The following is a 23,854-nucleotide window of genomic DNA, read 5'->3' on the forward strand; positions in this document are numbered from 1 at the left end:
GCTATGATGCGATTACGTCATGCAATCAAATCACTTTTTGATATGATTAGCACATGTATTCAGATCATCAATGGCTTTGGCAGCACTCCGACTGGCCAGTATTTGTGTATGACCACGCGTCAATTGCAGCCTCAATTGCAAGCGCCAAGCATGGCCAAGGCGTGTTGCTGGGCAAGGCCTCGGCGATTGGGCTGGAGGGACTGCAAAGCAATGTTGTTGACGCGCTCACACGGGAGGCGGTCACCACCTCTACGATTGAAGGGGAAACGCTTAATCCGCAGAGTGTTCGCTCATCGATTGCGAAACGGCTAGGACTCGATGTTCACGGCGCGGCTGCGGCAGATCAACACATTGAAGGCCTTGTAGACGTCTTGCAAGACGCCTCGACAAGGCTCGACGAGCCGCTCACCCTAGCGCGTTTGTGCGCTTGGCACGGCGCGCTGTTTCCCACTGGTTACTCCGGTATGCAAAAAATCAAGGTCGCAGCGTTGCGTAGTTCGGCGATGCAAATCGTCAGCGGCCCAGTGGGCAAAAACAAAATTCATTTTCAAGCCCCACCGGCGCAAAGCTTGGCTGAGTCGACGCAAGGCTTTGTGGATTGGTTTAACGCCAGTCACCCAAAAACCGGTACGACGCCTTTAGACGGCATAGTAAGGGCCAGCATTTCTCACCTGTGGTTTGAGACCTTGCACCCATTTGATGACGGTAACGGCCGGATTGGACGGGCTATTTTGCAACTCGCCATAGGTCAAGACATGGGTGCTTCAGGACGCATTATTAGCCTGTCGCGCCAGCTTGAACGCCAGCGCAAGAACTACTACCAACAACTAGAGCAAGCACAGTCGGCGACCTCGATGGACATCACGCCTTGGCTAATTTGGATGATTGGGCAGATCGGCCAAGCCTGCGATTTTGCAGCGCTCAGCGTCGATATTTCTTTGGAAAGAATTAGGTTTTTAGCGAAGATCTCGCAGGTCACACTTAACCCGCGACAAAGAAAATCTTTAACCAAACTGTTAGAAGCCGGCCCGGTTGGCTTTGACGGCGCTATGACCACACGCAAACACGCCAGCCTATGCAAAACCTCAAAACCAAGCGCCGCCAGAGATTTAATCGAGATGGCGAGCGCGGGTGTGGTGCTGAGCGTGGGCGCCGGGCGCTCAACCCGTTACTATTTGGCGATTGAGGGTTGGGGTGAGCTGCCAAATGCCGAAAAAACGGTTTAAAGCAAACTCGAAAAGTCATCCACACCGCGGCGTGAACGTTCATAAAACTTGCTAAAAGACCGGCACGCCATGTTGGGCTCTGGCAATAAACGCGGTACTGCGGTCAAACTGGTTAAATCAGCGAGTGCCTCGCGGTAATGCGGAAATTGGGTGGCTTGCGCTTGCACCTTGCTGCCAAGAGGCAGGCGTAATGTGCTTAAGTCGCCAATCCAAATCGCGTCTGTCACTTGAGTCATGGCGGCGAGCACGAACTGCCAGCGCTTGGCCGACCACGGCAATGCCGTATGCGCCGGCACATCGATCACGCCTAGACGCAGCGCATTACCTTTGCGTGGGGAAAGACTCCAAGGATGAATCAGCTCAAGCATTTTTCCATTATTTCCATCAATCGCATCAATCACTTGTTGTGCTGACTGCTGCCCGTCTTGCACCAGCCATGCACTGTCTGGACTGGCATAAAGTGCAGGTTCTTGAACGCCTTCGCGCGGGCCGAACTCGGCACCCCGACCGGGTCGCTGTCTGGCCAAAATATCCATGGCTTCGTAAGAAATATCTATCGCAGTACCCGACGAATCCCAAGCTGCTTGCGCGTTCGCGGGCGAGTATTTACGCACGTTTTCTGCGTTAAATAAATACGGCTTGGAAGAGAAAGTGCCGGTCACCCACTGCCAGCTCAAATGATTACTGGCTAAGTCACCATCTAACAAATGTGCATACAGCCAGTCGGCGCCAACACGCCAGTGCACCTTGCGCACATGCACCACATAGCTCGCCAACCACATGCGCATGTGGTTGTGCAGATAACCAGTAGCGTAGAGAATGCGCACCGCATTATCAATGGCAGGAACGCCGGTGCGGGCTTGGCGAATATCGTCTGGCAAATGCGCTGCGTAGTGGCCAGACCACGGCGCACTACCGCCTAAATCTTGCAAAACAGCATCGCCATTTTGGCCAGCGTTTTGCCAGACATGGGCAAAAAATTCGCGCCAGCCAAACTCAAACACCAGCTTGTCTTCAAAGCTCAATGGGTAGCGTGCATGCACGGCTCTGGCCGCGTCTTGCAAGCTCAACATGCCGTGAGTGAGGTAAGGCGACAAGCCGGTGACAGCGCCGTCCAACGCGTTGCGACTGCGCGCATAAGTGCTGGGAATAATCGCGTGCAAACGATTAACTATTGACTCTGCATCTGGGCTGAAATGCTGCAGATGAAGCGGTACAGAAAGTGCGTCTAAATCAGCCAACCCGAATTGGGCCGGCGGAAGCGGCAAGCGGCTTATGGCTTGGCCTCAGTGAGATATTTCTCGACCTGTTGCGCATTAATCGCGCCTGGAACGCGCGTGCCATCAACAAAGAAAAGAGTCGGTGTACCGGTGATTTTGTGCTTTTTACCGAACTCAACATTGCGCTCTAGTACGCTGGTATCACAGCTGGCTTTGGGTACGGCAACATCGCGCAGCATCAGGTCTTGCCAGACTTTTCCTTTGTCTTTGGCGCACCACACGTTTTTAGATTTCTCGACTGAGTCGGGCCCGAGTATGGGATACAAAAACATATACAAGGTGACGTCATTGACTTTTTGCATGTCGCGCTCAAAGCGTTTGCAAAAGCCGCAATTAGGGTCTTCAAACACCGCCATTTTGCGTTTGCCGTTGCCATGCACGACCTTGAAAGCATCTTTCAAAGGCAGGGCTGCAAAGTCAATCGCGCTGAGTTTTTCAATTCGCTCTTCAGTCAAATTGCGCTTGGCTTTGGTGTCTATCAAGATGCCCTGAATCAAATAGCTGCCGTCTGCATCGGTGTAAAAAATATCACTCTCGTTGACCCGCACTTCATACAGACCGTTCATACCAGTCTTGCTGACTTCATCGATTTTTGAAAATGCGGGCAGGCGCTCGGCTAGATTTTTGCGGATCGCCGCTTCTTGTGCGACAGCTGAACCCAGACTGGCCAGCAACAAACCCGCGATACAGGCCAACTTTGATAATTTCATTCGTGATGTCGTTTTCAGTAAAAGTGTTGATAAAAATCACAAGCCCGTGGCACGGCGCATGACCCAGCTTTTAAGCGGACCGCTGCGCGCAAACCCACGCATACCCCACTGCCGCAAAGCCTGTAGCGGCCCAGCGCTGTGCGAAAAAGCTGAGTACAAGCCGTCCGTCACCATGCCCATGGCAGCCACATCCGCACGACGCGAGCGCTCATAACGACGTAGCAGTTTCTCATCGCCCAAAGCGCGCCAGTACTCGCGTTCTGCCAAAGTTTTAGCGAGGGCTTGCGCATCGGCCAGCCCTAGATTTAACCCTTGACCGGCTAGCGGATGGATCGTGTGCGCAGCATCGCCCGCCAACGCCCAACCTGGGCCTACCCAGCGATCTGCACTGGCTAGCGCCAAGGGCCAGCAAGCGCGTTTGCTGGTCAAGCTCAGCTGCCCGACGGCTGGACCACAAACTTTTTGTAAGGCGGCACAGAAATCTTCATCCGTCATGGCTTGCAGTGCATCAGCGTGGTCGTTAGAGACCGACCAAACCAAAGCCACGGCGTTTGCGTCTGGGCCAGCGAGTGGCAGCAAAGCCAGTACGTCGCCGCCATCAAACCACTGCCGGGCGACACCTTGGTGCGGCAAGCTGGACTCAAGGTGCGCGGCAATGGCTTTTTGGCCATAGGGTTTGATGCTGTAGCTAGCGCCAAATTCTTCCCGACTACTGCTGTGTTTACCCTCGCAAACGACTTGTAGCGCGGCTTTAACCGGTGCGGTCAACTGCTCGATCTGCGGTGAAAAGCGCACTGCTTGTGCGAGTTGCTGCTCAAGCGTGGGCACATCCACAATCCAAGTCAGCGCTGGCTGGCCGAGTTGACTGGCAGAAAAGTCCAACAAGCTGTCTGCGAGGCTGCTGTCTTGCACCTCTATTTGCAGCACAGGCGTGACAGCAGGCGTCTGATCGAGCAGCGTATCGGGCCAAGAACGCAGATCTTCTAGCAAGGTTTTCGACGCGGCATTGAGCGCATAAGCCCGCACATCGGGGGACGCTGGCGCACTTTGCACCTCAGGCGGCGGACTGACTAATGCGACACGCAAGCGCTCACGCGCAAGGAGTAAAGCGAGGGTGCGGCCAACCACACCATCGCCGCGAATACAAACATCAAATTGCTGGGACATAGTGCATTTTAGGAGGCAAGGCAAAATCAACGCCAAAGTCAATCGTTTGGCCCCGCATTCTCGCCATGCTTTAGGGTTAAGTCTTTCAAACAAAGGAGTTGCAAACCGTGAATGATTCCAATGACGCCAACAGCATCGATAGCGGCTTTTCTAGCGCGTTCAACCTGTTAATTTCTCGCTTAATCGTCTACCCCATCAAGTCCTGCGCTGGCGTTGCGGTGCAGCAAGCCGTGCTGACTGAGACCGGACTGGCGTTTGACCGCGCTTGGATGGTGGTCGACGCTCAAGGCAATTTTCTGACCCAGCGCGACCTGCCGCGCATGGCTTTAATTACACCCAAGCTAGGCCACGAGGAGATGGCGCTGCGCGCCCCCGGCATGTTGACACTACAAATTGCGCTTTTCCGGGCTGAGCAGCCGGTGCAGGTCAATATCTGGGGTGCGGCGTTTAAAGCTTTTGACATGGGGCCGCTGGCAGCGCAGTGGTTTAGCGACTTTTTGGGCGTGACAGCGCGGCTGGTGCGTTTTGATCCGGAACAAACACGGGCCTCCAGCATGGACTGGACAGACGGCGTTGAGGCCCTCAACCAGTTCAGCGATGGCTACCCTTTGCTACTACTGAGCGAAGCGTCGCTAGACGGTCTTAATACCAAACGTAAAGCCGCTGGTTTGACCAGCGCGGACATGCTGCGCTTTCGGCCCAACATAGTGATCGCTGACGCGCCAAACCAACGCCCAGACCTAGCCATGACCGCACACGACGAAGACCGACTGGCGCAGCTAATGGTGCTCACGGCTGAGGGAAAAGTGATTTTAAAACCCGTCAAACCGTGCCCGCGCTGCCCTATTCCCAACATAGACCCGATCAGTGCCGAGATCGACACAACTGTCGGCGACATGCTGCAAAGCTATCGCCAAGACGCCCGTCTAGGCGGCGCAGTTAGCTTTGGCATGAACTTAATCGTCTTGCAAGGCTGGGAACAGACGTTAAAAGTCGGCCAACCAGTCCACGGTAACTATCAGTTTGATTGAGTCGGTTTAGAAAAAGAAATCAACGCCGTCGCTTGATTTCAAAACTCTGAACAGCCGTAAAACCGCTCAGTTGCAGCACGTACAAGCGGCTACATAAGCGCCAGACGAAATCTAACAGCGGGCAAAACGGCATCCGGCTCTGACTGGGTGACAGGGGTCAGTACAATTGCGCCAACTTTCCCGGAACAACACTAGCGCCCAGCGCCCCAGGTTTGTCAGTGCCACCCCCCGGCCTGACCGAATCGGCCAAGGCGCTCTCGCCATGCCACTACACCATCAAGCTGTGCGATCCGGATATTGATACTTAAGGAATTTTTATGAGTTTGAAATGCGGCATCGTGGGCTTGCCCAACGTTGGTAAATCCACCCTGTTTAATGCCTTGACCAAAGCCGGCATTGCAGCCGAGAACTACCCTTTCTGCACCATTGAGCCGAACACCGGCGTGGTCGAAGTGCCGGATGCGCGCTTGCAGCAATTAGCCCTCATCATTGATCCGGAACGCATAGTGCCAGCGATTGTAGAGTTCGTCGACATTGCCGGCTTAGTTGCTGGCGCAAGTACCGGCGAAGGCTTAGGCAATCAATTTTTGGCCCACATTCGCGAAACCGATGCGATTGTCAACGTCGTGCGCTGCTTTGAAGACGACAACGTGATTCACGTGAACGGCCGAGTTGATCCCATCAACGATATCGAAGTGATTCAAACCGAGCTTTGCTTGGCTGACTTAAGCACCGTCGAGAAAAGCCTGCACCGCTATGCCAAGACCGCCCGCTCGGGCGACAAGGAAGCGGCCAAGCTGGTGGTGATTTTGGAGAAGTGCCAAGCCGCACTCAACCAAGGTCTGCCAGTTCGCTCGATTGACTTTGACAAGGAGCAGCAACCCCTGCTCAAGCCGCTGTGCCTGATCACTGCCAAAGCCGCTATGTTTGTGGGCAACGTCTCGGAAAGTGGATTTGAAAACAATCCCTTCCTGGACAAGCTGCGCGCCTATGCCGCGACTCAAAACGCACCCGTGGTCGCAATTTGCGCCAAGATGGAAGCGGAGATCGCTGAGATGGATGACGCTGACAAGGGAGAGTTTTTGGCTGAACTCGGCCAAACCGAGCCCGGTCTGAATCGCCTGATTACCTCGGCTTACTCGCTACTAGGTTTACAAACTTACTTCACAGCAGGCGTGAAAGAAGTGCGCGCCTGGACCGTAGCCGTCGGCGCTAGCGGCCCGCAAGCGGCCGGCGTGATTCACACCGATTTTGAGCGCGGCTACATTCGTGCGCAGACAATTGCCTTTCAAGACTACATCACCTTTAAAGGCGAACAAGGCGCAAAAGACGCAGGCAAAATGCGCAGCGAAGGCAAGGACTACATTGTCAAAGACGGCGATGTGATGAACTTCCTTTTCAGCTCATAAGCTGAGACCAACACATGCAAGAACCGATTCGCCTAGCCAAACGCTTGGCCGAGATGCTCCGCTGCTCACGCAGCGAAGCTGAGCAGTACATTGCCGGCGGCTGGGTGCGCGTTGACGGCACAGTGGTCGAAGAGCCGCAGTTCCGCGTTGCCAACCAAGCCATAACCGTTGACAAAGACGCCAGCTTGCTGGCCTTAGCGCCGGTCACGCTGCTGCTGCACAAACCCGCGGGTTACGTGGCTGACCTGAGCTTAGCGACACGCTCTAAAGACGATAAATCCGGCATACGCCAGCTTAAAAAACACATGACGGGGGCCGAACTGGTCACGCCTTTGGCCTTGCCGGCCAGCGGCTTGGTGGTGTTTAGCGAAGACTGGCGCGTGGTCCGCAAGCTGCGCGAAGACGCGGCGCAAATGGAGCACGAAGTACTGGTCGATGTAGAAGGCGACATCAAATCCGGCGGTTTGGAGCGCCTAAACCGCGCCGACCATGGCTACACCTTTAACGGCCGGCCACTGCCGCCTACCCGTGCAAGTTGGCAGAGTGAGACCCGTCTGCGCTTTGCTGTCAAGGGCGAAATACCTGGCCAGCTGGCTTATCTATGCGAAGCCGTAGGTTTGAAGGTCACCGGCATGCGCAGGCTGCGCATAGGCCAAGTCTCTATGAGCGGCTTGCTGCCCGGTCAATGGCGCTACTTGGCGCCTAATGAGCGGTTTTAAGCCTTCGTTTCGCGTTTGAGCTAAAGCTCAGTGCATGCTAAAGCCGGCGGCAAAAAAGCTGGGAAAAAGCCAGACCAACCCGCCGGTCATGCTCAGGTAGCGCAAAAATTTTCCCACGCACATATACGCCAAACATGGCCAAAACGGCAGTTTGAGCCAACCAGCAACGGCGCATAAGGGATCACCCACAATTGGCAGCCAAGCCAAAAGACAGGCCTTGGGGCCGAGTTTTTCTAGCCAGCGTGCGGCCCAGCCATGGCTGCGGGAGTCTTGGTATTTATTCATCACCTTGTTAGCGCCATAACCCATCCACCAATCGACAGCACCGCCAAGCGTGTTGCCAGCGGTAGCCACCAGTATGGTGGGCCAAAACAAAGACGGATTGAGCTTTATCAGACCCAGCACTGCTGGCTCTGAACCCATAGGCAGCAAAGTAGCTGAAATAAAAGAAATTAAAAAAACCGTGCTCAGACCGTACTCTGGCAGGGAAAGAATATCTAACAGGTGTTGGGTCCAGGCTTGCATTGGCACTGAGTATATGGAGGACACACAAAGCCCTGCGGTGCAGGGACTTGTTCGGGTACTTGACTGCCTCAGCTGAGTTTCAAGTGCTGAAATTTTAGGCAGCTACAATCGACACTCCCCTTTTTTATCCCTTCAAATTTTTACAAATCCATGCTTTTAGGCCCCTACGCCCTAGCCAACAACCTGTTCGTCGCGCCTATGGCCGGCGTGACAGACCGGCCGTTTCGCATCTTGTGCAAACAGCTGGGCGCAGGCTACGCAGTCAGCGAAATGGTGACCTCGCGGCCAGATTTGTGGGACAGCCTGAAGACCTCGCGCCGTGCCAATCATGAGGGCGAGGCCAAACCGATTGCCGTGCAAATCGCCGGCACCGACGCCGTCATGATGGCCGACGCAGCCGCCTACAACATAGACCGTGGCGCACAAATCATAGACATCAACATGGGCTGCCCAGCGAAAAAAGTCTGCAACAAATGGGCCGGCTCAGCCTTGATGCAGGACGAGACGCTGGCGCTGCAAATCATAGAAGCGGTGGTTGCCGCTTGCGCGCCGCGCGGCGTGCCGGTCACCCTTAAGATGCGCACCGGCTGGTGTCAAAGTCATAAAAACGCTGTGGTAATCGCCCGCGCAGCCGAAAGCGCCGGTGTGCAAATGATTGCCGTGCATGGCCGTACGCGTGAGCAAGGCTACAAAGGCGCGGCCGAATATGACACCATAGCCGCGGTCAAGGCCGCGCTGCGCATTCCGGTAGTCGCCAACGGTGACATCAACAGCCCAGAAAAAGCCCGCGACGTACTGGCTTATACCGGTGCCGATGCGGTGATGTTGGGCCGCGTCGCACAAGGCCGACCTTGGATTTTTCGCGAGGTCGCCCACTTCATCGCCACCGGCACGCATTTAGCGCCGCCGCTGGTGAGTGAAGTCAAACGCCTGCTGCTAGACCACTTGCAAGACCACTATCTTTTATACGGTGAGTTCACTGGTGTGCGCAGCGCCCGCAAACACATAGGCTGGTATGTCAACAGCTTGCCGGGTGGCTCAGCGTTTCGCGCGCAGATGAATGGCCTAGAAGATTGCCAAGCACAGCTCGAAGCAGTAGCAGATTTTTTCGATACGCTGGGTCGCAGCACAACGCGCATCCCGGCAGCAGACCAGCCAGCACAAAACAACAACATTGAAGAGCGAATGGCCGCATGAGCAAAAAACAGATAGATGAATGCATTCGAGACAGCTTAGAAGGCTATTTCAAAGACTTGGGCGGCAGCGAGCCGGGCGGCATGTACGACATGATGGTCAACGTGGTGGAAAAGCCGCTACTAGAAGTTGTCATGCAACACGCTGACCAGAACCAGTCGCGCGCCGCCGAATGGCTAGGCCTGAATCGCAACACCCTGCGTAAAAAACTACTTGAACACAAACTGGTCAAGTAACTTTCAACCCAAGAAGCAAAAGCGCTCAAAAGCTTTTCAAAGCTGCCTCGTATGGCGCTTGGCCGATAAAAATTCAAACTAAAAAGATATTAAATATGAACGCACTGATTTCCGTTTCCGATAAAACTGGCGTACTCGAGTTTGCCCAAGCGCTGCATGCGCTAGGCATCAAGCTGCTTTCTACCGGCGGCACTGCCAAGCTGCTGGCCGATGCCGGTCTGCCGGTCACCGAGGTCGCCGAGCTAACCGGTTTCCCCGAAATGCTAGACGGCCGTGTCAAAACCCTGCACCCAAAAGTGCATGGCGGCCTGCTGGCTAGGCGCGACTTGCCCGAGCACATGGCAGCACTCAAGACCCACGGCATTGACACCATAGACCTGCTGGTGGTTAACCTCTACCCGTTTGAAGCCACGGTTGCCAAGCCTGGCTGCACGCTGGAAGACGCGATTGAAAATATCGACATAGGCGGGCCCGCCATGGTGCGTTCGGCGGCCAAAAATTGGCAAGACGTTGGCGTGCTGACCGATGCGTCGCAATACGCTGGCGTGCTGGCCGAACTGACTGACGACGGTAAGCTGACCAAGAAAACCCGTTTCGCGTTGGCTGTTGCTGCCTTCAACCGCATCAGTTTGTATGACGGCGCGATCAGCGACTACCTCTCCGGCATCGCCGATGACGGCAGCCACAGCCAGTTTGCTGGCCAGTCTAACGGCCGCTTTATCAAGGTTCAAGACCTGCGCTACGGCGAGAACTCACACCAGCAAGCAGCGCTTTACCGGGATCTGCATCCTGCGCCTGGCTCTTTGGTCACGGCCAAGCAGCTGCAAGGCAAAGAGCTGTCGTACAACAACATTGGCGACTCTGATGCGGCGTGGGAATGCGTCAAAGGTTTCAGCCAACCGGCCTGTGTCATCGTCAAGCATGCCAACCCTTGCGGCGTGGCCGTTGGCGCGAATGCACTAGAGGCCTATAGCAAGGCGTTTGAGACCGATCCAAGTTCTGCCTTCGGCGGCATTATTGCGCTGAACTGCACGCTAGACGGTGCGGCCGCGTTGCAAATTTCCAAGCAGTTTGTCGAGGTGTTGATGGCGCCGGCCTTCACGCCTGAAGCGCTTGAAGTGTTTAAAAACAAAGCCAATGTGCGGTTGCTGCAAATCGATCTACCAGCAGGCGGCGAAACGCCATGGGCACAGGGCCGCAATGCAGTCGATATTAAGCGCGTAGGCTCTGGCCTTTTGATGCAAACCGCGGACAACCACGAGTTGCTGCTGGCCGACCTCAAAGTGGTCAGCAAACGCCAGCCAACACCAGCGCAACTAGAAGATTTACTGTTTGCCTGGAAGGTTGCTAAATACGTCAAATCCAACGCGATTGTTTTCTGCTCCGGCGGCATGACGCTAGGCGTTGGTGCGGGTCAAATGAGCCGGGTCGATTCAGCGCGTATCGCCTCCATCAAGGCGGCCAATGCAGGATTAGTTCTGACCGGATCGGCGGTAGCGAGTGACGCGTTTTTCCCCTTCCGCGATGGACTCGACGTGGTGGTAGACGCCGGTGCGACATCGGTGATTCAGCCCGGCGGCAGCATGCGTGATGAAGAAGTCATTGCGGCGGCTAATGAGCGTGACGTGGTGATGGTGCTGACAGGCGTGCGTCACTTCCGGCATTGAGCTTAGGAGCTAGCGCTTGAGAATTGAAAGTTAAAAAAACTTTGCGCTCTCAATTCTCAAAAAAACACTTTAAAAAAAGCGGATCTGACAGCAGATCCGCTTCCAACTATTGCGTTTAGATTTCAGCGAAAAACTTAGTCGCAGCGGCCAAGGTGATCTCAACATCTTCTGCCGTATGCGCCGCGCTCACAAAGCCCGCTTCAAACAAAGCCGGCGCCAAGTAAATACCTTGCGCCAGCATTGAGTGAAAGAATCGATTGAACAGCGCGCTATCGGTCTTCATTACCGCCGCGTAGTTGTGGGGTAATTTATCGAGCAAGAAAAAGCCCATCATGCCGCCTTCGCTGTCGGTGCTAAAAGGCACGCCTGCTTTGGCTGCCGCAGCACTCATACCCGTCATGAGACTTTGCGTGCGTGCGCCCAGCGCTTCGTAAAACCCTGGCTTGCTGAGCTCGTGCAAAGTCGCTAGTCCGCAAGCAGTGGCGATAGGATTACCAGACAGCGTGCCGGCTTGATAAACCCCACCGAGTGGCGCGAGCTGTTCCATCACATCACGTGTGCCGCCAAAGGCCGCCAGCGGCATACCGCCGCCTATGACTTTACCCATGACTGTCATGTCGGGCTTAAAGCCCGGAATGCTTTTGGCGTAAACGCTTTGGGCGCCACCAAGCGCGACCCGAAAACCGGTCATGACTTCGTCGAAGATAAAAAGCACACCGTACTGGGTGCAAAGCTCGCGGCAGCGCTTCATAAAAAGCACACTGGCGCGCACAAAATTCATATTGCCGCAAATCGGCTCAATCATCAGGCAGGCCGTGCTACTGCCGTGCAGTGAGAAGGCCTCCTCCAGTTCGACGATGTTGTTGTACTCCAGCACCAAGGTGTGCTGCACCACTTCTGGCGGCACGCCGGCGCTTGTTGCGTTGCCAAAGGTTGCCAAGCCAGAACCGGCTTTCACCAACAAGGCATCGGCGTGGCCGTGGTAGCAGCCTTCAAACTTGATGATTTTGCTACGACCCGTCGCACCCCGTGCCAGTCGGATGGCGCTCATGGCCGCTTCTGTGCCTGAACTCACCAGACGCACCATATCTAGCGACGGCACGCGCTCGACAATTTGCTCGGCCAGCTCAACTTCACGCTCTGTCGGCGCTCCGTAGGAAAAGCCTTCCAGCATGGCTTTTTGCACCGCCTCAATGACCGCCGGGTGACCATGGCCCAAAATCATTGGCCCCCATGAGCCTATGTAGTCTATGAAACGCTGGCCGTCTGCGTCCCAGAAATAAGCGCCTTGTGCTCGCTGCACAAAGCGCGGTGTGCCGCCAACCGCTTTAAACGCACGCACCGGCGAATTAACGCCGCCGGGTATACGTTTTTTAGCGCGTTCAAACAGCGCTTGGCTGCGGGAGGTTTCGGAATGACCGACAGGATTCTCAGTGTTTTGTAGTGCCATTAGGGGGTAGATCAAAAAAAGGTTTAGTCGGGTTGAGGTCCAGCACGTTGCCTATGATGGCCGGTACGGCCAAGGCGGCTGGGGTAATAGGCGTTTCTGGCGCTTGCTGCGCATTGCTATCCAAGGCTGGATCATCTTCATCTGCTTGAGCCCAGAATAGACGGTCAGGCAAGATATGTCCCATGCCGGGATGAAAGCCTGCATCAAGGCTCTGGTCTAAATAAGTCAAGGCTTCTGAGGTGGCGGTCTGCAAGTCATGGCCATTGGCCAGCAACGCCGTCAGTGCAGCTGAAAGCGTGTCTCCCGCCCCCGTGAACACCGCCTCGAAACGCTCGAATTTTTCACTGTAAAGCACCGACTGCGGTGCGGCCAATACGTTATCTATAAATTGATCCGGCAGCGGTATGCCAGTCACCAACGTGTAGGGCACGCCAAACTCGGCAGCGGCTTTGGCAATATCTTTAGCCGAAGGGCTGCGGTCACTTGGCCACTCCGGCAGCAACCAGCGCCATAGCGTGCTGTGGTTGCCAATTAAAAGCGTAGCTTGGGGTAGTAACAGTTCACGAAAAGCGTCTAGATAGTCGTCTATTTTGTCGTCTTGCCACCACGACAGGCTGGGCATGTAGGCTATTAATGGCAACTCGGCGTAATCACTGGCGATTTCCGCAATCGCCGAGATATTTTCCGGGCTACCAACAAAACCGACTTTGATCGCGCCTGCCGTCATGTCTTCCAAAGCCACTCTGGCCTGCTCTGTGACAGCCTCTTCGTCAAACGCGTAGTGCTCGACAATTTCTGAGCTATCCCGCACGTAAGCACCCGTCACAACAGCCAGGGGATGAGCGCCGGCCGAGGTCATGGCAGTGATGTCTGCGGTCAGTCCGCCGGCACCACTTGGGTCACTTGCATTAAAAGTCATGACGCAAACAGGCGAGCTATCGCTGTCAACGTCACTGGTGTTGTCAAGCGGCATGTCTGGCTTGGTCGACGTTTGCAGCTTGTCCGCTGTAGGAGTTGTAGTTTTTGCCATAGTGCGATTTTGCCTTGTGCGCGAATAAGCAACGCTGCATCTATACAATTGTTGCATTCTATTGGAAGGCAAACTAAGCTGTGACTCAATCAATGACCTGGATGTGCTTAATCTGTGGGTGGATTTATGACGAAGAGACTGGAGCACCAGACCACGGTCTTGCGCCCGGTACACCATGGGCACAAGTGCCTATGAACTGGACTTGTCCCGAATGCGGGGCTCGCAAAGAAGATTTTGAGATGGTTCAGCTGTAAAAAGCAATCCTCAAAAATTTTTATCATCAATTAGGGCTAAGCTAGATCTAACTGTTTATCAGTCAGATTCGACTTAGCCCAATTTTTGTCAGTCAAAGTAATACGCACAAGGACTTTTGTAATTAAGCAGTCATTTCGTGAGCATGTTCAGTTGAAAAAGCTGCGGACAATCGCTAAAGTAAAGGCAAGTACGCCGTAGCTAAAGAGGAGCAAAACCAAGTGAGTATTACAAGTACAAGCGCTGTAAGTTCTGGACTCAAGGTTCTCGTCATCGATGACAGCAACACCATACGTCGCAGCGCTGAAATATTTCTCAAACAGGGCGGCCACGAGGTCATGCTTGCCGAAGATGGCTTTGACGCTTTAGGCAAGGTCAACGACTACCAACCCCATATCATTTTTTGCGACATCTTGATGCCACGACTGGACGGCTATCAGACCTGCGCCATCATCAAGCGCAACATCAAATTCACGAATGTACCGATTGTCATGCTGTCCTCCAAGGACGGTGTCTTTGACAAAGCCAGAGGCCGAATGGTGGGCTCAGAAGACTATCTCACCAAGCCGTTTACAAAAGACCAGTTGTTGCAAACAGTCAAAAATCTGGGCTACGCAAATAATGGAGAAAAGTAATGGCGATTAAAAAAATCTTGATCATTGATGACTCGAAAACCGAGTTGATGTATCTCAGCGATCTACTGATTAAAAATGGCTTTTCTGTCAAGACAGCAGAAAATGCAGAAGACGCGTTTCGCCGCCTCGTTGAAGAAAAGCCTGAGCTGATATTGATGGATGTCGTCATGCCCGGACAAAACGGTTTTCAGCTCACACGTTCCATCTCACGCGACCCTCAGTACGCGGACATTCCCATCATGATGTGCACCAGTAAAAATCAAGAAACCGATAAGGTCTGGGGCATGCGTCAAGGCGCTAAAGACTACATTACAAAGCCGGTAGATGCTGCCGAGTTGCTCGCGAAAATCAAGGCCCTTGGCTAAACCGGTTCGACCCCAAAATGGCAAACCGGCAAGCACTTAAAGATTTGCAAATCCGTCTGGCAGAACGGCTGCAACTAGCCCGTACCGAAGGTGTTGCACCATCGTGGTTAGCGGTTGAAGTTGGTGCAAACCACTATCTGTTTTCAATGGCGCAGGCCGGAGAAATCTTCCCTTGGGTTTCAACCCATCCCGTCCCCTATACCAAGTCTTGGTTTTTGGGCGTAGCCAATCTACGCGGTGGACTGTTTGGGGTGGTCGACTTAGAAAGTCATCTGACCGGACCGGCAGCGGTGCCGCGGCGTGCGGCACCGAACAAAGAATCCATGCTGGTCACTCTGAATGCTTCGCTAGAGGTCAATTGCGCGCTACTGGTAGACAGATTGGCAGGCATGCGCAACCAAAAAGCATTCACCGCGTTCGCCCCAAAACTACCCGAATCGCCCGACTATTTCGGCAACCGCTACACCGACCACGCGGGCGTAGTTTGGCAGGAGATAGACCTGCAGCTATTGGCCCAACAATCGAGTTTTTTGACCCTAGGCGCCTAGCGCGACTCTCTTTAAGGATTCACATGTCTGTGTTGAAAAAAATCCGCCAACTGTTTGCGCCTCGCCCGTCACAGCCCGAAGACATTAGTGACTCGAACTTACTAGGGTCTAATTTACAAGACGCATTTCGCACAGAACCCAGCAACGAAAACTCTTTTGCGGGCCTAAACATGGCCCAGTCCGACGCGGCTGATAGCGCGCAAAACTCAGACCTGATAAACCTACCGCTGCTGGGGCGCAAAAGCGCCGCCCAACACCAGCGCAGCCTACTCATGATGCTAGGCCTGTCGATACTGGTACTGGGCGGCGTTGCCTACAAAGCCGTCAGTCAGGCCGACGCCGTTGCCCAACAGGTCGCCGCCACTGGCCAATCATTGATGCAGTCCCAGCGTCTGGCCAAGTCGGTCTCGCAAGCGTTGGTGGGCAGCGCTCAGGCTTTTCCTGACGTCAAAGAAAGTGCCGAGGTGCTGGCTAAAACTCTGCGCGGCCTAAAGTCTGGGGCAACGTCAATACGCCTTAAACCCGTCGATGCAGCACTGCAAAGTGACGTCGCCAAAGTAATGCCCTTGATGGAACAAGCCGAGAAAAATGCTGCTGTCGTCATGGGCCAACAAGCCATCTTGACTCAAATCAGCGCAGCTCTGCGCACCATCAACCGCCAGTCTTCCGATCTACTGGAAATCGCTGAGACGGTATCCTCACTCAAGCTGCAACAAGGTGCAGCGCCAACTGAGATCTCCGCTGCTGGCCAGCTGGTGATGCTGACTCAGCGAATTGGCAAGTCAGCCAACGAATTTTTAACCACCGAAGGCGTGAATCCCGAAGCCGTTTTCTTGCTGGGCAAAGACTTGAACTCATTCAAAGAAATCGCTCTTGGTTTGCAAAATGGCAGTCCCGAGTTGCGTCTAGGCGGAACCAAAGAGCCTCAAACGCGTGAGCGTCTCGACGCACTGCTGACAATGTTTGAACAAACTCGAGTCCAAGCCAGTGCTATTTTAGGCAATCTGCAGGGTTTGGTGGCAGCTCGGCAAGCCCAGTCCTCAATCATCATCGACAGCGAACCGCTGCGGCGCGGCCTTGAGACGCTGCAGGACAAGTTGTCCTCACAAACCGGTCTGGGTATCGAATCAATCGCCGCGCTGCTGGTCGCTGCTTTATTTGGTCTGAGCTGCGCAATCGCTATTGCACGCGTGCAACTACAAGACAGCCGCCAACGCCAATTACTGGCTGAGCGCCAGCAAATAGAAGCGCGCAGTCAAGAACACGATGCCAAGCGCGTCAACGACGCCAACCAAGCGGCCATTTTGCGACTAATGAACGAATTGCAAACCGTCGCCGAGGGTGATTTGACCCAAGAAGCGACCGTCACTGAAGACATCACTGGCGCGATTGCCGACTCGGTCAACTACACCATCGAAGAACTCCGTCAGCTGGTGGGCAACGTGCAAAACACCGCGAGCCGGGTGGCGCAAACCACTGCCAGGGTTGAGAACACCTCCACGGAACTTCTCGCGGCCTCCACTGAACAGCTGCATGAGATCCGTGAAACCGGTCAATCGGTCCTTGACATGGCATCACGAATCAACGTGGTATCGGCGCAGGCCCAAGAATCCTCCCACGTCGCTCGCCTCTCACTCGTTGCGGCCGAGTCCGGTCTGCAAGCGGTGCAAAACGCCATAGGCGGTATGAACGCCATCCGCGACCAAATCCAAGAGACCTCTAAGCGCATCAAGCGCTTGGGCGAATCGTCCCAAGAAATTGGTGAAATCACCGAACTGATCTCCGACATCACCGAGCAGACCAATGTACTGGCGCTGAATGCCGCCATTCAGGCGGCCTCCGCCGGTGAGGCCGGCCGAGGCTTTTCTGTAGTGGCCGAGGAAGTACAACGCTTAGCCGAACGATCGGCTGACGCCACACGACAAATTTCTGCACTCGTCAAGGCGATTCAAACCGACACCCAAGACGCCGTTGCCGCCATGGAGCGCTCTACCCAGGGCGTGGTGGAAGGCGCCAAGCTATCCGACAACGCCGGCACAGCGCTCACCGAGATTGACCGCGTATCGCGCCGATTGGCCGAGCTGATTGAGCAGATTTCAAACTCTGCTTCACGCGAAGCGGAATCGGCCAATATTGTGGCCAGCAACATCCAACACATTTTTGCGGTGACCGAGCAAACCGGCGAAGGCACGCGATCTACCGCCGAGCAAGTGCGTGATCTGTCTCGAATAGCCGATGAGTTGCGCAAGTCTGTATCCCGGTTCAAGATTGCCTGATTTATGCAAGACGCCACCCTGAACCAAGATTTCAACGATAACGAGATCGACAGTGACCTCGGCCCGTTAGCATGGGTACTCGATGAGCTCAAAAAGTCACTTGACAGCGCCGCCAAATCGCTAAGACGCTTCGTCAGGGAGGCTGAGGCGGCTCAAGGCTTAGACAGCGCAGCGCTAGACACCGATCAGCTCAGAATTGCTCAACTACAACTACAACAAGCTGTTGGCGCGCTAGAAATGGTGGGATTCAGCTATCCAGCGCTGTTGCTGCGCGGCATGGAAACGGCTATAAAGCGGTTTGTACAAAAGCCTGGACTGTGCAGCAAGGACGCCATACACCGCATAGAGCGGGCCAGCTTTGCTTTAACCGATTACCTCGATGCAGTCTTAGCAGCCAAGCCCTTGTCGGCTGTCGCGCTGTTTCCGCAGTATTGCGAAGTCATGGAGTTAAGCCAAGCCGAGCGCATTCACCCCGCCGATCTGTGGGCCAATGACTGGCGCTGGCTCTCTCCAGAGCTGTCACTACCGCCATCTGGTGGTACTTATGACACGGCAACCCGCGCCGTATTTGACCGCTCGGTGTTGCAAATCATGAGGGGCGCTTTGGATCCAGCAGCGCTCGACCTTCAGACTCTTGCGCTGAGCCTAGCCGCCGGCGCAGCAACAAAAGAGCCGCGGATTTTTTGGTTGATTGCCGCCGCTTTTTTTCAAGCCCTATACCAAGGCCTGATTGACGCCGATATTTATGCCAAACGCACAGCTTCGCGCCTGCTGCTGCAATACGCAGCATTTAGCCAGAACGACACAAACATCAATGAGCGACTGGCCCAAGACCTGCTGTTTTTCTGTGCCCAAGCAGTTCCCCCGCACGCAAGCGATACGCCAGTACTAACGGCAGTGCGCGCCGTCTATCAGTTGTCCAGCGATAAGCCAGTCGATTACACGCGAATACAGTTCGGCCGCTTCGATCCAGCGCTGCTAAGCCAAGCGCGTAAGCGCATCGCCTCGGCCAAAGAGACCTGGTCTTCGATTTGCGCCGGCGATAGTAATAAATATAAGCTAGTGCTAGAGCAGTTCAACCTAGTGACTGAGTCGCTATTGAAGTTACACCCACCCAGCGAGCCCTTAGCCAATGCCTTAATCCATGCAGTTGAGGTGACCACACACACGGCTCAAGCACCCAGTACAGAGCTAGCCATGGAGGTCGCGACCTCTGTGCTTTACCTTGAGGCGGCGCTTGGCGATCTGGATCCGCACGACCCACAACTCGCCTCCCGCATTGCCTATCTGGCAGAACGCCTTGTGCAGGTGCAAAACGGTGGCGCGGCGCAACCGCTGCAATCTTGGATGGAGGAGTTATACCGCCGAGTCAGTGACAAACAAACCATGGGCAGCGTGGTCGGCGAACTGCGCCTTGCGCTGGGCGTTCTGGAAAAGTCGCTAGACCTATTTTTTCGAAATTCGCAGGACAAAAACGTCTTGCGCCAAGTACCAAACCAACTCGCGCAGATGCGCGGCGTGCTGTCAGTACTAGGCCTAGATCAGGCGGCTCAAGCGGTGCAGCACATGCGCATTGGCGTAGAGGAAATGCTGATCGAAGAAACCACTCTGCCCGGTGAGTTCGCCGCTCATACGCTGGCCAACTTTGAGCCTTTGGGCAACAACCTTAGCGCTCTGAGTTTCCTGATCGACATGCTGAACTACCAACCAAAGTTAGCAAAAAAACTATTCGTCTACGACGAACTCAAGGGCGAACTTCGGCCTAGCATGGGCCGCGCCAAACGCGCCGACTCGCTAATTGCCAGCGTCACAGTTAGCCGCGAGATGCCGGCTGACCCAGCGAAAACGTCACCCGCATTCGACATAAACGATGACGGCTTAGTGTTGATCCCCGCGCCAACCCTTGCCGCGTCAGCATTATCAAATGCTAATACTGCGACCGGAACTGTCATCAGTGCGCCAGTTGTCGATACTGGCTCTCAAACGAATACCGAGCCCGTCATAGCGCTAGAAACACCAATTTCTCCTGCGCAGAAAAAACAAAACGCTGCGCTGCAACAGGACGATTGGCAAGAAGACGATTTGCGCGATATTTTCCTCGAAGAAGCCCGAGAAGTCTGTGCCAATGGCCAAGCAGCGCTAGCAGCGCTGGTTGACTCACCTCGCGACATCAGCCACCTGACCATTTTGCGGCGCGTATTTCACACGCTTAAAGGTAGCTCGCGCATGGTCGGGCTGAACACTTTTGGCGAAGCCGCCTGGTCAGTCGAACAACTGCTCAACCGTTGGCTGGCTGAACAAAAGCCGGCAACTCTAGAGCTCAGAGAAATTTGTATAGAGTCACTGAATGGCTTTTCCAGATGGGTCGACGACATCGCTGCGGGAAGCGACAGCGACTGGTCAGCAACGACTTTTAGCGCCGTTGCTGACGCCATGCGATTGCACGACCAGCGACTGCCGCTAGACCTACCGATCTCAGCGCCGACGAGCTCGCCTCAGAGGTCGGATACGTCTGACTCATCCAGCCTCAAGCTGGTCCAAGTCGAGCCAGCCCCGCATGCAATGACGGGTGACGAGATGCTTAACTTTACGCTCTCGCAGTTAGACACCATGCCGACGTCAGTCCTAGATCAGCCGCCCTCGCCGGAGCCAGATCAAAAAGAATTTGTAGAACCGTTGACCCGCTTGCCGCAAACGCTACAGAGCGATGAAGAAGAAAGCCAAGCCGCAAAAAATATATCCGACCAAGCCGAGTTTCTTGACTTTCCCGATTTCACGCCAGAGCTTGACGACCTAGCGACTAACCAAGATGCATTGGCTCTCAGCTCGGAAAATGAAAGCGTCGAGCTAGAGCTGTCCAACGCCGACTTTGACTCGCATTTTCTAAATGTGGCGCAGTCCTCGGACACACTGGTACCTAAAGAAACCGCAGCCACACCAAAAGCCACCGAGAGTGAAGACCACGGCGAGCACATTGACAGCAATGCCGATCAAACCAAAGTTATTGGTGATTTGCGCATCAGCATACCGCTCTACAACGTATTCCTGAACGAGGCCGATGAGTGGTCGCGCCGCTTAGTTACAGAAATGTCAGAGTGGTCTTTAGAGCGCCAACATCCTGCCGGCGACAAGCTTGTCACATTAGCCCATTCGCTAGCGGGGAGTTCCGCCACTGTGGGGTTTCACAGCCTGTCATCAATTGCCCGCGCGCTCGAGCATGGACTGCAAAAATCGCAAGCGCACTACGACCTCAGCGAAGATACATCGCACATAGATTTATTCGTCAGAACCGCCGAAGAAATACGCCGCTTGCTGCATCAGTTCGCGGCCGGTTTTCTGAAAACACCCGATCCAGCTTTGTTGGCAAAACTCAAAGCGCTTGACTACCCAGAGCTGCCGCCTATGTCGGCAACGCAGGACGCGGACTATGAGTCCGAAACCAGCAGCGACCTTGGGCAATTCAGCATCAAGCCCGTATTAGCCACCCCGCTCTCAACGCCAGCTTTGCCTTTGCCTTTGCCGATTAAAGCCGTGTCAGAAGTCGAGACATTTACGCCCGCTTTTGAGCATGCAAAAGTGTTTGCCCTCGAGGGTCTAAATTTGGATCTAAATCTGGATTTGGATTTGGATTTGGATTTGGATTTGGATTTGGATTTGGATCTGGATCTGGACTTAGACCTTAAAAACGATGACATCGACGCCAAAGATGCAATCGATGCAGAACTCTTTCCTATCTTTAACGAAGAGGTCGAAGAGCTCATGCCTCAGCTAGGCGGCGCCTTGCGCCAATGGTCTGTCAGACTGGACAACTTGGGCGCACGCTCAGAAGTGCTGCGCCTGCTTCACACCCTCAAGGGCAGCGCACGTCTAGCCGGTGCAATGCGACTGGGTGAGATGGCGCACCGCATGGAGTCTGAAATTATTTTTCAAGGCTCGGATGCCGCTGCCGGCCAAGACTTCGACAGCCTGCTCAGTCGCTTCGATACGATGCAGCAATGCCTTGAAGGCTTGCGCGCAGCCGGAAAAGCTAGCCCGACTCACGAGCCGCGCAATGCCGAAAAAATTGCTGAACCCACTGCGAGCCCAAGAGACATAAGCCTAATGTCTGACGCCGCTGCGCTGATGACAGAGGCCAGCCATTTGCCGATCCCAGCACCGCAGGCCATAAAGCTGCAGCCGCTGCATCAAGCCGCATCAGCCAACGTCCGGGTGCGCTCACAGCTTCTAGACAGGCTGGTCAACCAAGCCGGTGAAATCATAATTACGCGCTCGCGGCTTGAAATAGCACTGGACCAGTTGCGCAGCGCTTTAGGTGACATGACAGGTAATTTAAACCGCTTGCGCCAGCAACTGCGTGAGATCGAGTTACAGGCCGAAACGCAGATGCAGTCAAGGCTGGCGCAAGTTAAAGATCAGGTCGACTTTGATCCCCTGGAGTTTGACCGTTTCACTCAAGTTCAAGAGCTGACTCGCATGATGGCTGAGACGGTGAACGACGTCGCAACCGTACAGCGTACCTTGCAAAGTACCGTGCAATCGACTGAGGATGAGTTGGTCGCCCAAGCCCGGCAGACTCGACAATTGCAGCGCGATTTGCTACGCACCCGGATGGTGGAATTCGACTCCATCTCAGAGCGGCTTTATCGCTTGGTACGTCAAGCGGCTAAGGAATCGGGCAAAAAGGTAAAACTAGATCTGCTGGGCGGCAACATGGAAATGGACCGGGGCATGTTAGATCGCCTGACACCGGCCTTTGAGCATTTGCTGCGCAACTGCGTGGCCCACGGGATAGAAAGTCCAGAGCTGCGCGTGCGCTCTGGCAAAGACGCCGCCGGACTCATCACCATCGATGTGCGTCAAGATGGCAATGACGTTTCATTAACGATTAGTGATGACGGAGCGGGCCTCGATTTGGGCCGCATCAAAGAAAAAGCGCTGGCCTTAGGTTTGATGTCGCAAGAGCAAACACTCTCAGACAATGAAGCGGCTAATTTGATTTTTCAACCCGGTTTTTCGACTGCCACCAAACTCACCGAACTCTCTGGCCGAGGCATAGGTCTTGACGTAGTGCGCACCGAAGTAAATGGCGTTGGCGGCAAAATAGAAACCCTCACCCAAGCCGGCCAAGGCACGCATTTCAAGCTGGTGTTGCCGCTAACTACGGCCGTGACACAAGTCGTGATGATGCGTGCAACTGCGCTGAACTGGGGTGTGCCCGCCAATCTAATAGAGACGGTGCGCCGCACCAGCGCCAAAGAGTTACAGCAAGCCTACGACACTGGCCAGCTCGATGTGGGAGGCCAGCTGATACCGTTTTTTTGGGCCGGCGCTTTGCTACAGGCGTCGCAGCGCAGCACCGAAATACAGAAAAAAACTACGCCGGTTGTGATTTTGCGCAGCGCCTCACAGCGCATTGCTCTGCACGTCGACGAAGTCATGGGCAACCGTGAAGTGGTGGTAAAAAATCTCGGTCCACAACTGTCTCGCTTACCAGGCTTGGCCGGTATGTCGGTGCTGGCATCGGGCGCGGTAGTGCTGATTTACAACCCAGTCGCACTGGCTGCTATTTACGGCCAACAAGCCAAGCGCTGGAGTGCCGACAGCGCCGAGTCAAGCATGTCGGAATCGCTCACCAGTACAAAATTATCTGGCGCACAAGACTCGCCAACACCAGACTTTTTACCACTTGCTCAGCCCAGTCTTGCGCCGCTGATCTTAGTCGTCGACGACTCCATCACCGTGCGGCGCGTAACCCAGCGGCTGCTGCAACGGGAAGGCTATCGCGTGGCCTTGGCGGCGGACGGCTTGCAGGCCTTGCAATGCCTGCAAACAGAAGTTCCTCAAGTGGTTTTGTCAGATATCGAAATGCCGCGCATGGATGGGTTTGATTTAGCGCGCAATATTCGCGGCGATTCACGTCTGGCGGCACTACCCATAATCATGATCACTTCGCGCATTGCAGAAAAACACCGAGAACACGCGATGGACTTGGGCGTCAACCACTATCTGGGCAAACCGTTTTCAGAAGATGAGTTAATGACATTGGTACGGCAATATTGCACTGCAACGCCCACCACTTAAAGCTGACAAGCAAGCCCATCAATTGCCCAAAACCTGCGCCATAAAAAAACAAA

General features: G+C 54.6%; 19 protein-coding genes. 13 read left to right on the plus strand and 6 right to left on the minus strand.

Annotation, left to right across the window (positions count from 1 at the left end; translation table 11 throughout):
• Nucleotides 1-53: 53 nt before the first annotated feature.
• A complete protein-coding gene (locus HC248_RS15010) occupies nucleotides 54-1,226 on the plus strand; it encodes a Fic family protein (RefSeq protein WP_168923183.1) in 1,173 nt (390 codons plus the stop codon).
• Here the strand turns inward: HC248_RS15010 and HC248_RS15015 are convergent.
• Genes HC248_RS15015 through HC248_RS15025 form a run of 3 tightly spaced genes read right to left on the minus strand, consistent with a single transcriptional unit; the run spans nucleotide 1,223 to nucleotide 4,383 of the window.
• The gene (locus HC248_RS15015; protein ID WP_202882389.1) at nucleotides 1,223-2,494 is read right to left on the minus strand and encodes an FAD-binding domain-containing protein; all 1,272 of its coding nucleotides are present in this window, start codon (nucleotides 2,492-2,494) and stop codon (nucleotides 1,223-1,225) included. The genes HC248_RS15010 and HC248_RS15015 overlap by 4 nt on opposite strands.
• A 5-nt stretch (nucleotides 2,495-2,499) precedes the next feature.
• Nucleotides 2,500-3,216: a DsbC family protein gene (locus HC248_RS15020; protein WP_168923184.1), complete on the minus strand. Its 717-nt coding sequence runs from the start codon at nucleotides 3,214-3,216 to the stop codon at nucleotides 2,500-2,502.
• 36 nt (nucleotides 3,217-3,252) lie between these two features.
• On the minus strand, nucleotides 3,253-4,383 hold the full coding sequence (locus tag HC248_RS15025) for an FAD-dependent monooxygenase (RefSeq protein WP_168923185.1): 1,131 nt from the start codon (nucleotides 4,381-4,383) through the stop codon (nucleotides 3,253-3,255).
• 107 nt (nucleotides 4,384-4,490) lie between these two features.
• Between HC248_RS15025 and HC248_RS15030 the strand changes: the two genes are divergently transcribed.
• The 3 genes from HC248_RS15030 (at nucleotide 4,491) to HC248_RS15040 (ending at nucleotide 7,542) form a co-directional block, all read left to right on the plus strand.
• Complete coding sequence (locus HC248_RS15030; RefSeq protein ID WP_168923186.1) at nucleotides 4,491-5,414, plus strand: MOSC domain-containing protein; 924 nt, start codon at nucleotides 4,491-4,493, stop codon at nucleotides 5,412-5,414.
• A gap of 317 nt (nucleotides 5,415-5,731) precedes the next feature.
• Entirely contained in the window at nucleotides 5,732-6,823 is a 1,092-nt protein-coding gene (gene ychF, locus HC248_RS15035; protein ID WP_168923187.1) for a redox-regulated ATPase YchF, read from the plus strand.
• 14 nt (nucleotides 6,824-6,837) lie between these two features.
• Nucleotides 6,838-7,542, plus strand: coding sequence for an rRNA pseudouridine synthase (locus HC248_RS15040; protein WP_168923188.1), 705 nt, complete (start codon nucleotides 6,838-6,840; stop codon nucleotides 7,540-7,542).
• Between the two features lie 27 nt (nucleotides 7,543-7,569).
• Here HC248_RS15040 and HC248_RS15045 read toward each other — a convergent pair whose 3' ends face one another.
• Entirely contained in the window at nucleotides 7,570-8,067 is a 498-nt protein-coding gene (locus HC248_RS15045; protein WP_168923884.1) for a YqaA family protein, read from the minus strand.
• A 150-nt stretch (nucleotides 8,068-8,217) separates the two neighbouring features.
• On the opposite strand from HC248_RS15045, the gene dusB reads away from it, so the two are divergent.
• The 3 genes from dusB (at nucleotide 8,218) to purH (ending at nucleotide 11,164) form a co-directional block, all read left to right on the plus strand.
• Nucleotides 8,218-9,264: a tRNA dihydrouridine synthase DusB gene (gene dusB / locus HC248_RS15050; RefSeq protein ID WP_168923189.1), complete on the plus strand. Its 1,047-nt coding sequence runs from the start codon at nucleotides 8,218-8,220 to the stop codon at nucleotides 9,262-9,264.
• Complete coding sequence (locus HC248_RS15055) at nucleotides 9,261-9,497, plus strand: Fis family transcriptional regulator (protein WP_168923190.1); 237 nt, start codon at nucleotides 9,261-9,263, stop codon at nucleotides 9,495-9,497. The genes dusB and HC248_RS15055 overlap by 4 nt, the downstream gene beginning before the upstream one ends.
• A gap of 95 nt (nucleotides 9,498-9,592) precedes the next feature.
• Nucleotides 9,593-11,164 carry a bifunctional phosphoribosylaminoimidazolecarboxamide formyltransferase/IMP cyclohydrolase gene (purH, locus tag HC248_RS15060; protein WP_168923191.1) on the plus strand — a complete coding sequence of 524 codons (1,572 nt, stop codon included), beginning with the start codon at nucleotides 9,593-9,595 and terminating at the stop codon, nucleotides 11,162-11,164.
• A 115-nt stretch (nucleotides 11,165-11,279) separates the two neighbouring features.
• On the opposite strand, the gene hemL is transcribed toward purH, so the two are convergent.
• Both hemL and thiD read right to left on the minus strand, forming a co-directional pair.
• Complete coding sequence (hemL, locus tag HC248_RS15065) at nucleotides 11,280-12,614, minus strand: glutamate-1-semialdehyde 2,1-aminomutase (RefSeq protein WP_168923192.1); 1,335 nt, start codon at nucleotides 12,612-12,614, stop codon at nucleotides 11,280-11,282.
• The gene (gene thiD, locus HC248_RS15070; protein ID WP_238342836.1) at nucleotides 12,595-13,587 is read right to left on the minus strand and encodes a bifunctional hydroxymethylpyrimidine kinase/phosphomethylpyrimidine kinase; all 993 of its coding nucleotides are present in this window, start codon (nucleotides 13,585-13,587) and stop codon (nucleotides 12,595-12,597) included. The genes hemL and thiD overlap by 20 nt, the downstream gene beginning before the upstream one ends.
• 149 nt (nucleotides 13,588-13,736) lie before the next feature.
• On the opposite strand from thiD, the gene HC248_RS15075 reads away from it, so the two are divergent.
• The 6 genes from HC248_RS15075 to HC248_RS15100 all read left to right on the plus strand — a co-directional run bounded on the left by HC248_RS15075 (nucleotide 13,737) and on the right by HC248_RS15100 (nucleotide 23,801).
• Nucleotides 13,737-13,898, plus strand: coding sequence for a rubredoxin (locus HC248_RS15075; RefSeq protein ID WP_202882478.1), 162 nt, complete (start codon nucleotides 13,737-13,739; stop codon nucleotides 13,896-13,898).
• A gap of 219 nt (nucleotides 13,899-14,117) precedes the next feature.
• Nucleotides 14,118-14,531: a response regulator gene (locus HC248_RS15080; RefSeq protein WP_420371991.1), complete on the plus strand. Its 414-nt coding sequence runs from the start codon at nucleotides 14,118-14,120 to the stop codon at nucleotides 14,529-14,531.
• Nucleotides 14,531-14,896, plus strand: coding sequence for a response regulator transcription factor (locus HC248_RS15085; RefSeq protein ID WP_168923194.1), 366 nt, complete (start codon nucleotides 14,531-14,533; stop codon nucleotides 14,894-14,896). Before HC248_RS15080 ends, HC248_RS15085 begins: the two co-directional genes overlap by 1 nt.
• A gap of 17 nt (nucleotides 14,897-14,913) precedes the next feature.
• On the plus strand, nucleotides 14,914-15,444 hold the full coding sequence (locus HC248_RS15090; RefSeq protein WP_168923195.1) for a chemotaxis protein CheW: 531 nt from the start codon (nucleotides 14,914-14,916) through the stop codon (nucleotides 15,442-15,444).
• Nucleotides 15,445-15,467: 23 nt separating this feature from the next.
• Nucleotides 15,468-17,720: a methyl-accepting chemotaxis protein gene (locus tag HC248_RS15095; RefSeq protein ID WP_168923196.1), complete on the plus strand. Its 2,253-nt coding sequence runs from the start codon at nucleotides 15,468-15,470 to the stop codon at nucleotides 17,718-17,720.
• A gap of 3 nt (nucleotides 17,721-17,723) precedes the next feature.
• Complete coding sequence (locus HC248_RS15100; RefSeq protein ID WP_168923197.1) at nucleotides 17,724-23,801, plus strand: hybrid sensor histidine kinase/response regulator; 6,078 nt, start codon at nucleotides 17,724-17,726, stop codon at nucleotides 23,799-23,801.
• The last annotated feature ends 53 nt before the right edge of the window (nucleotides 23,802-23,854 follow it).

Origin of the sequence: Polaromonas vacuolata (assembly GCF_012584515.1) — a bacterium.
Lineage (GTDB): Bacteria > Pseudomonadota > Gammaproteobacteria > Burkholderiales > Burkholderiaceae_C > Polaromonas > Polaromonas vacuolata.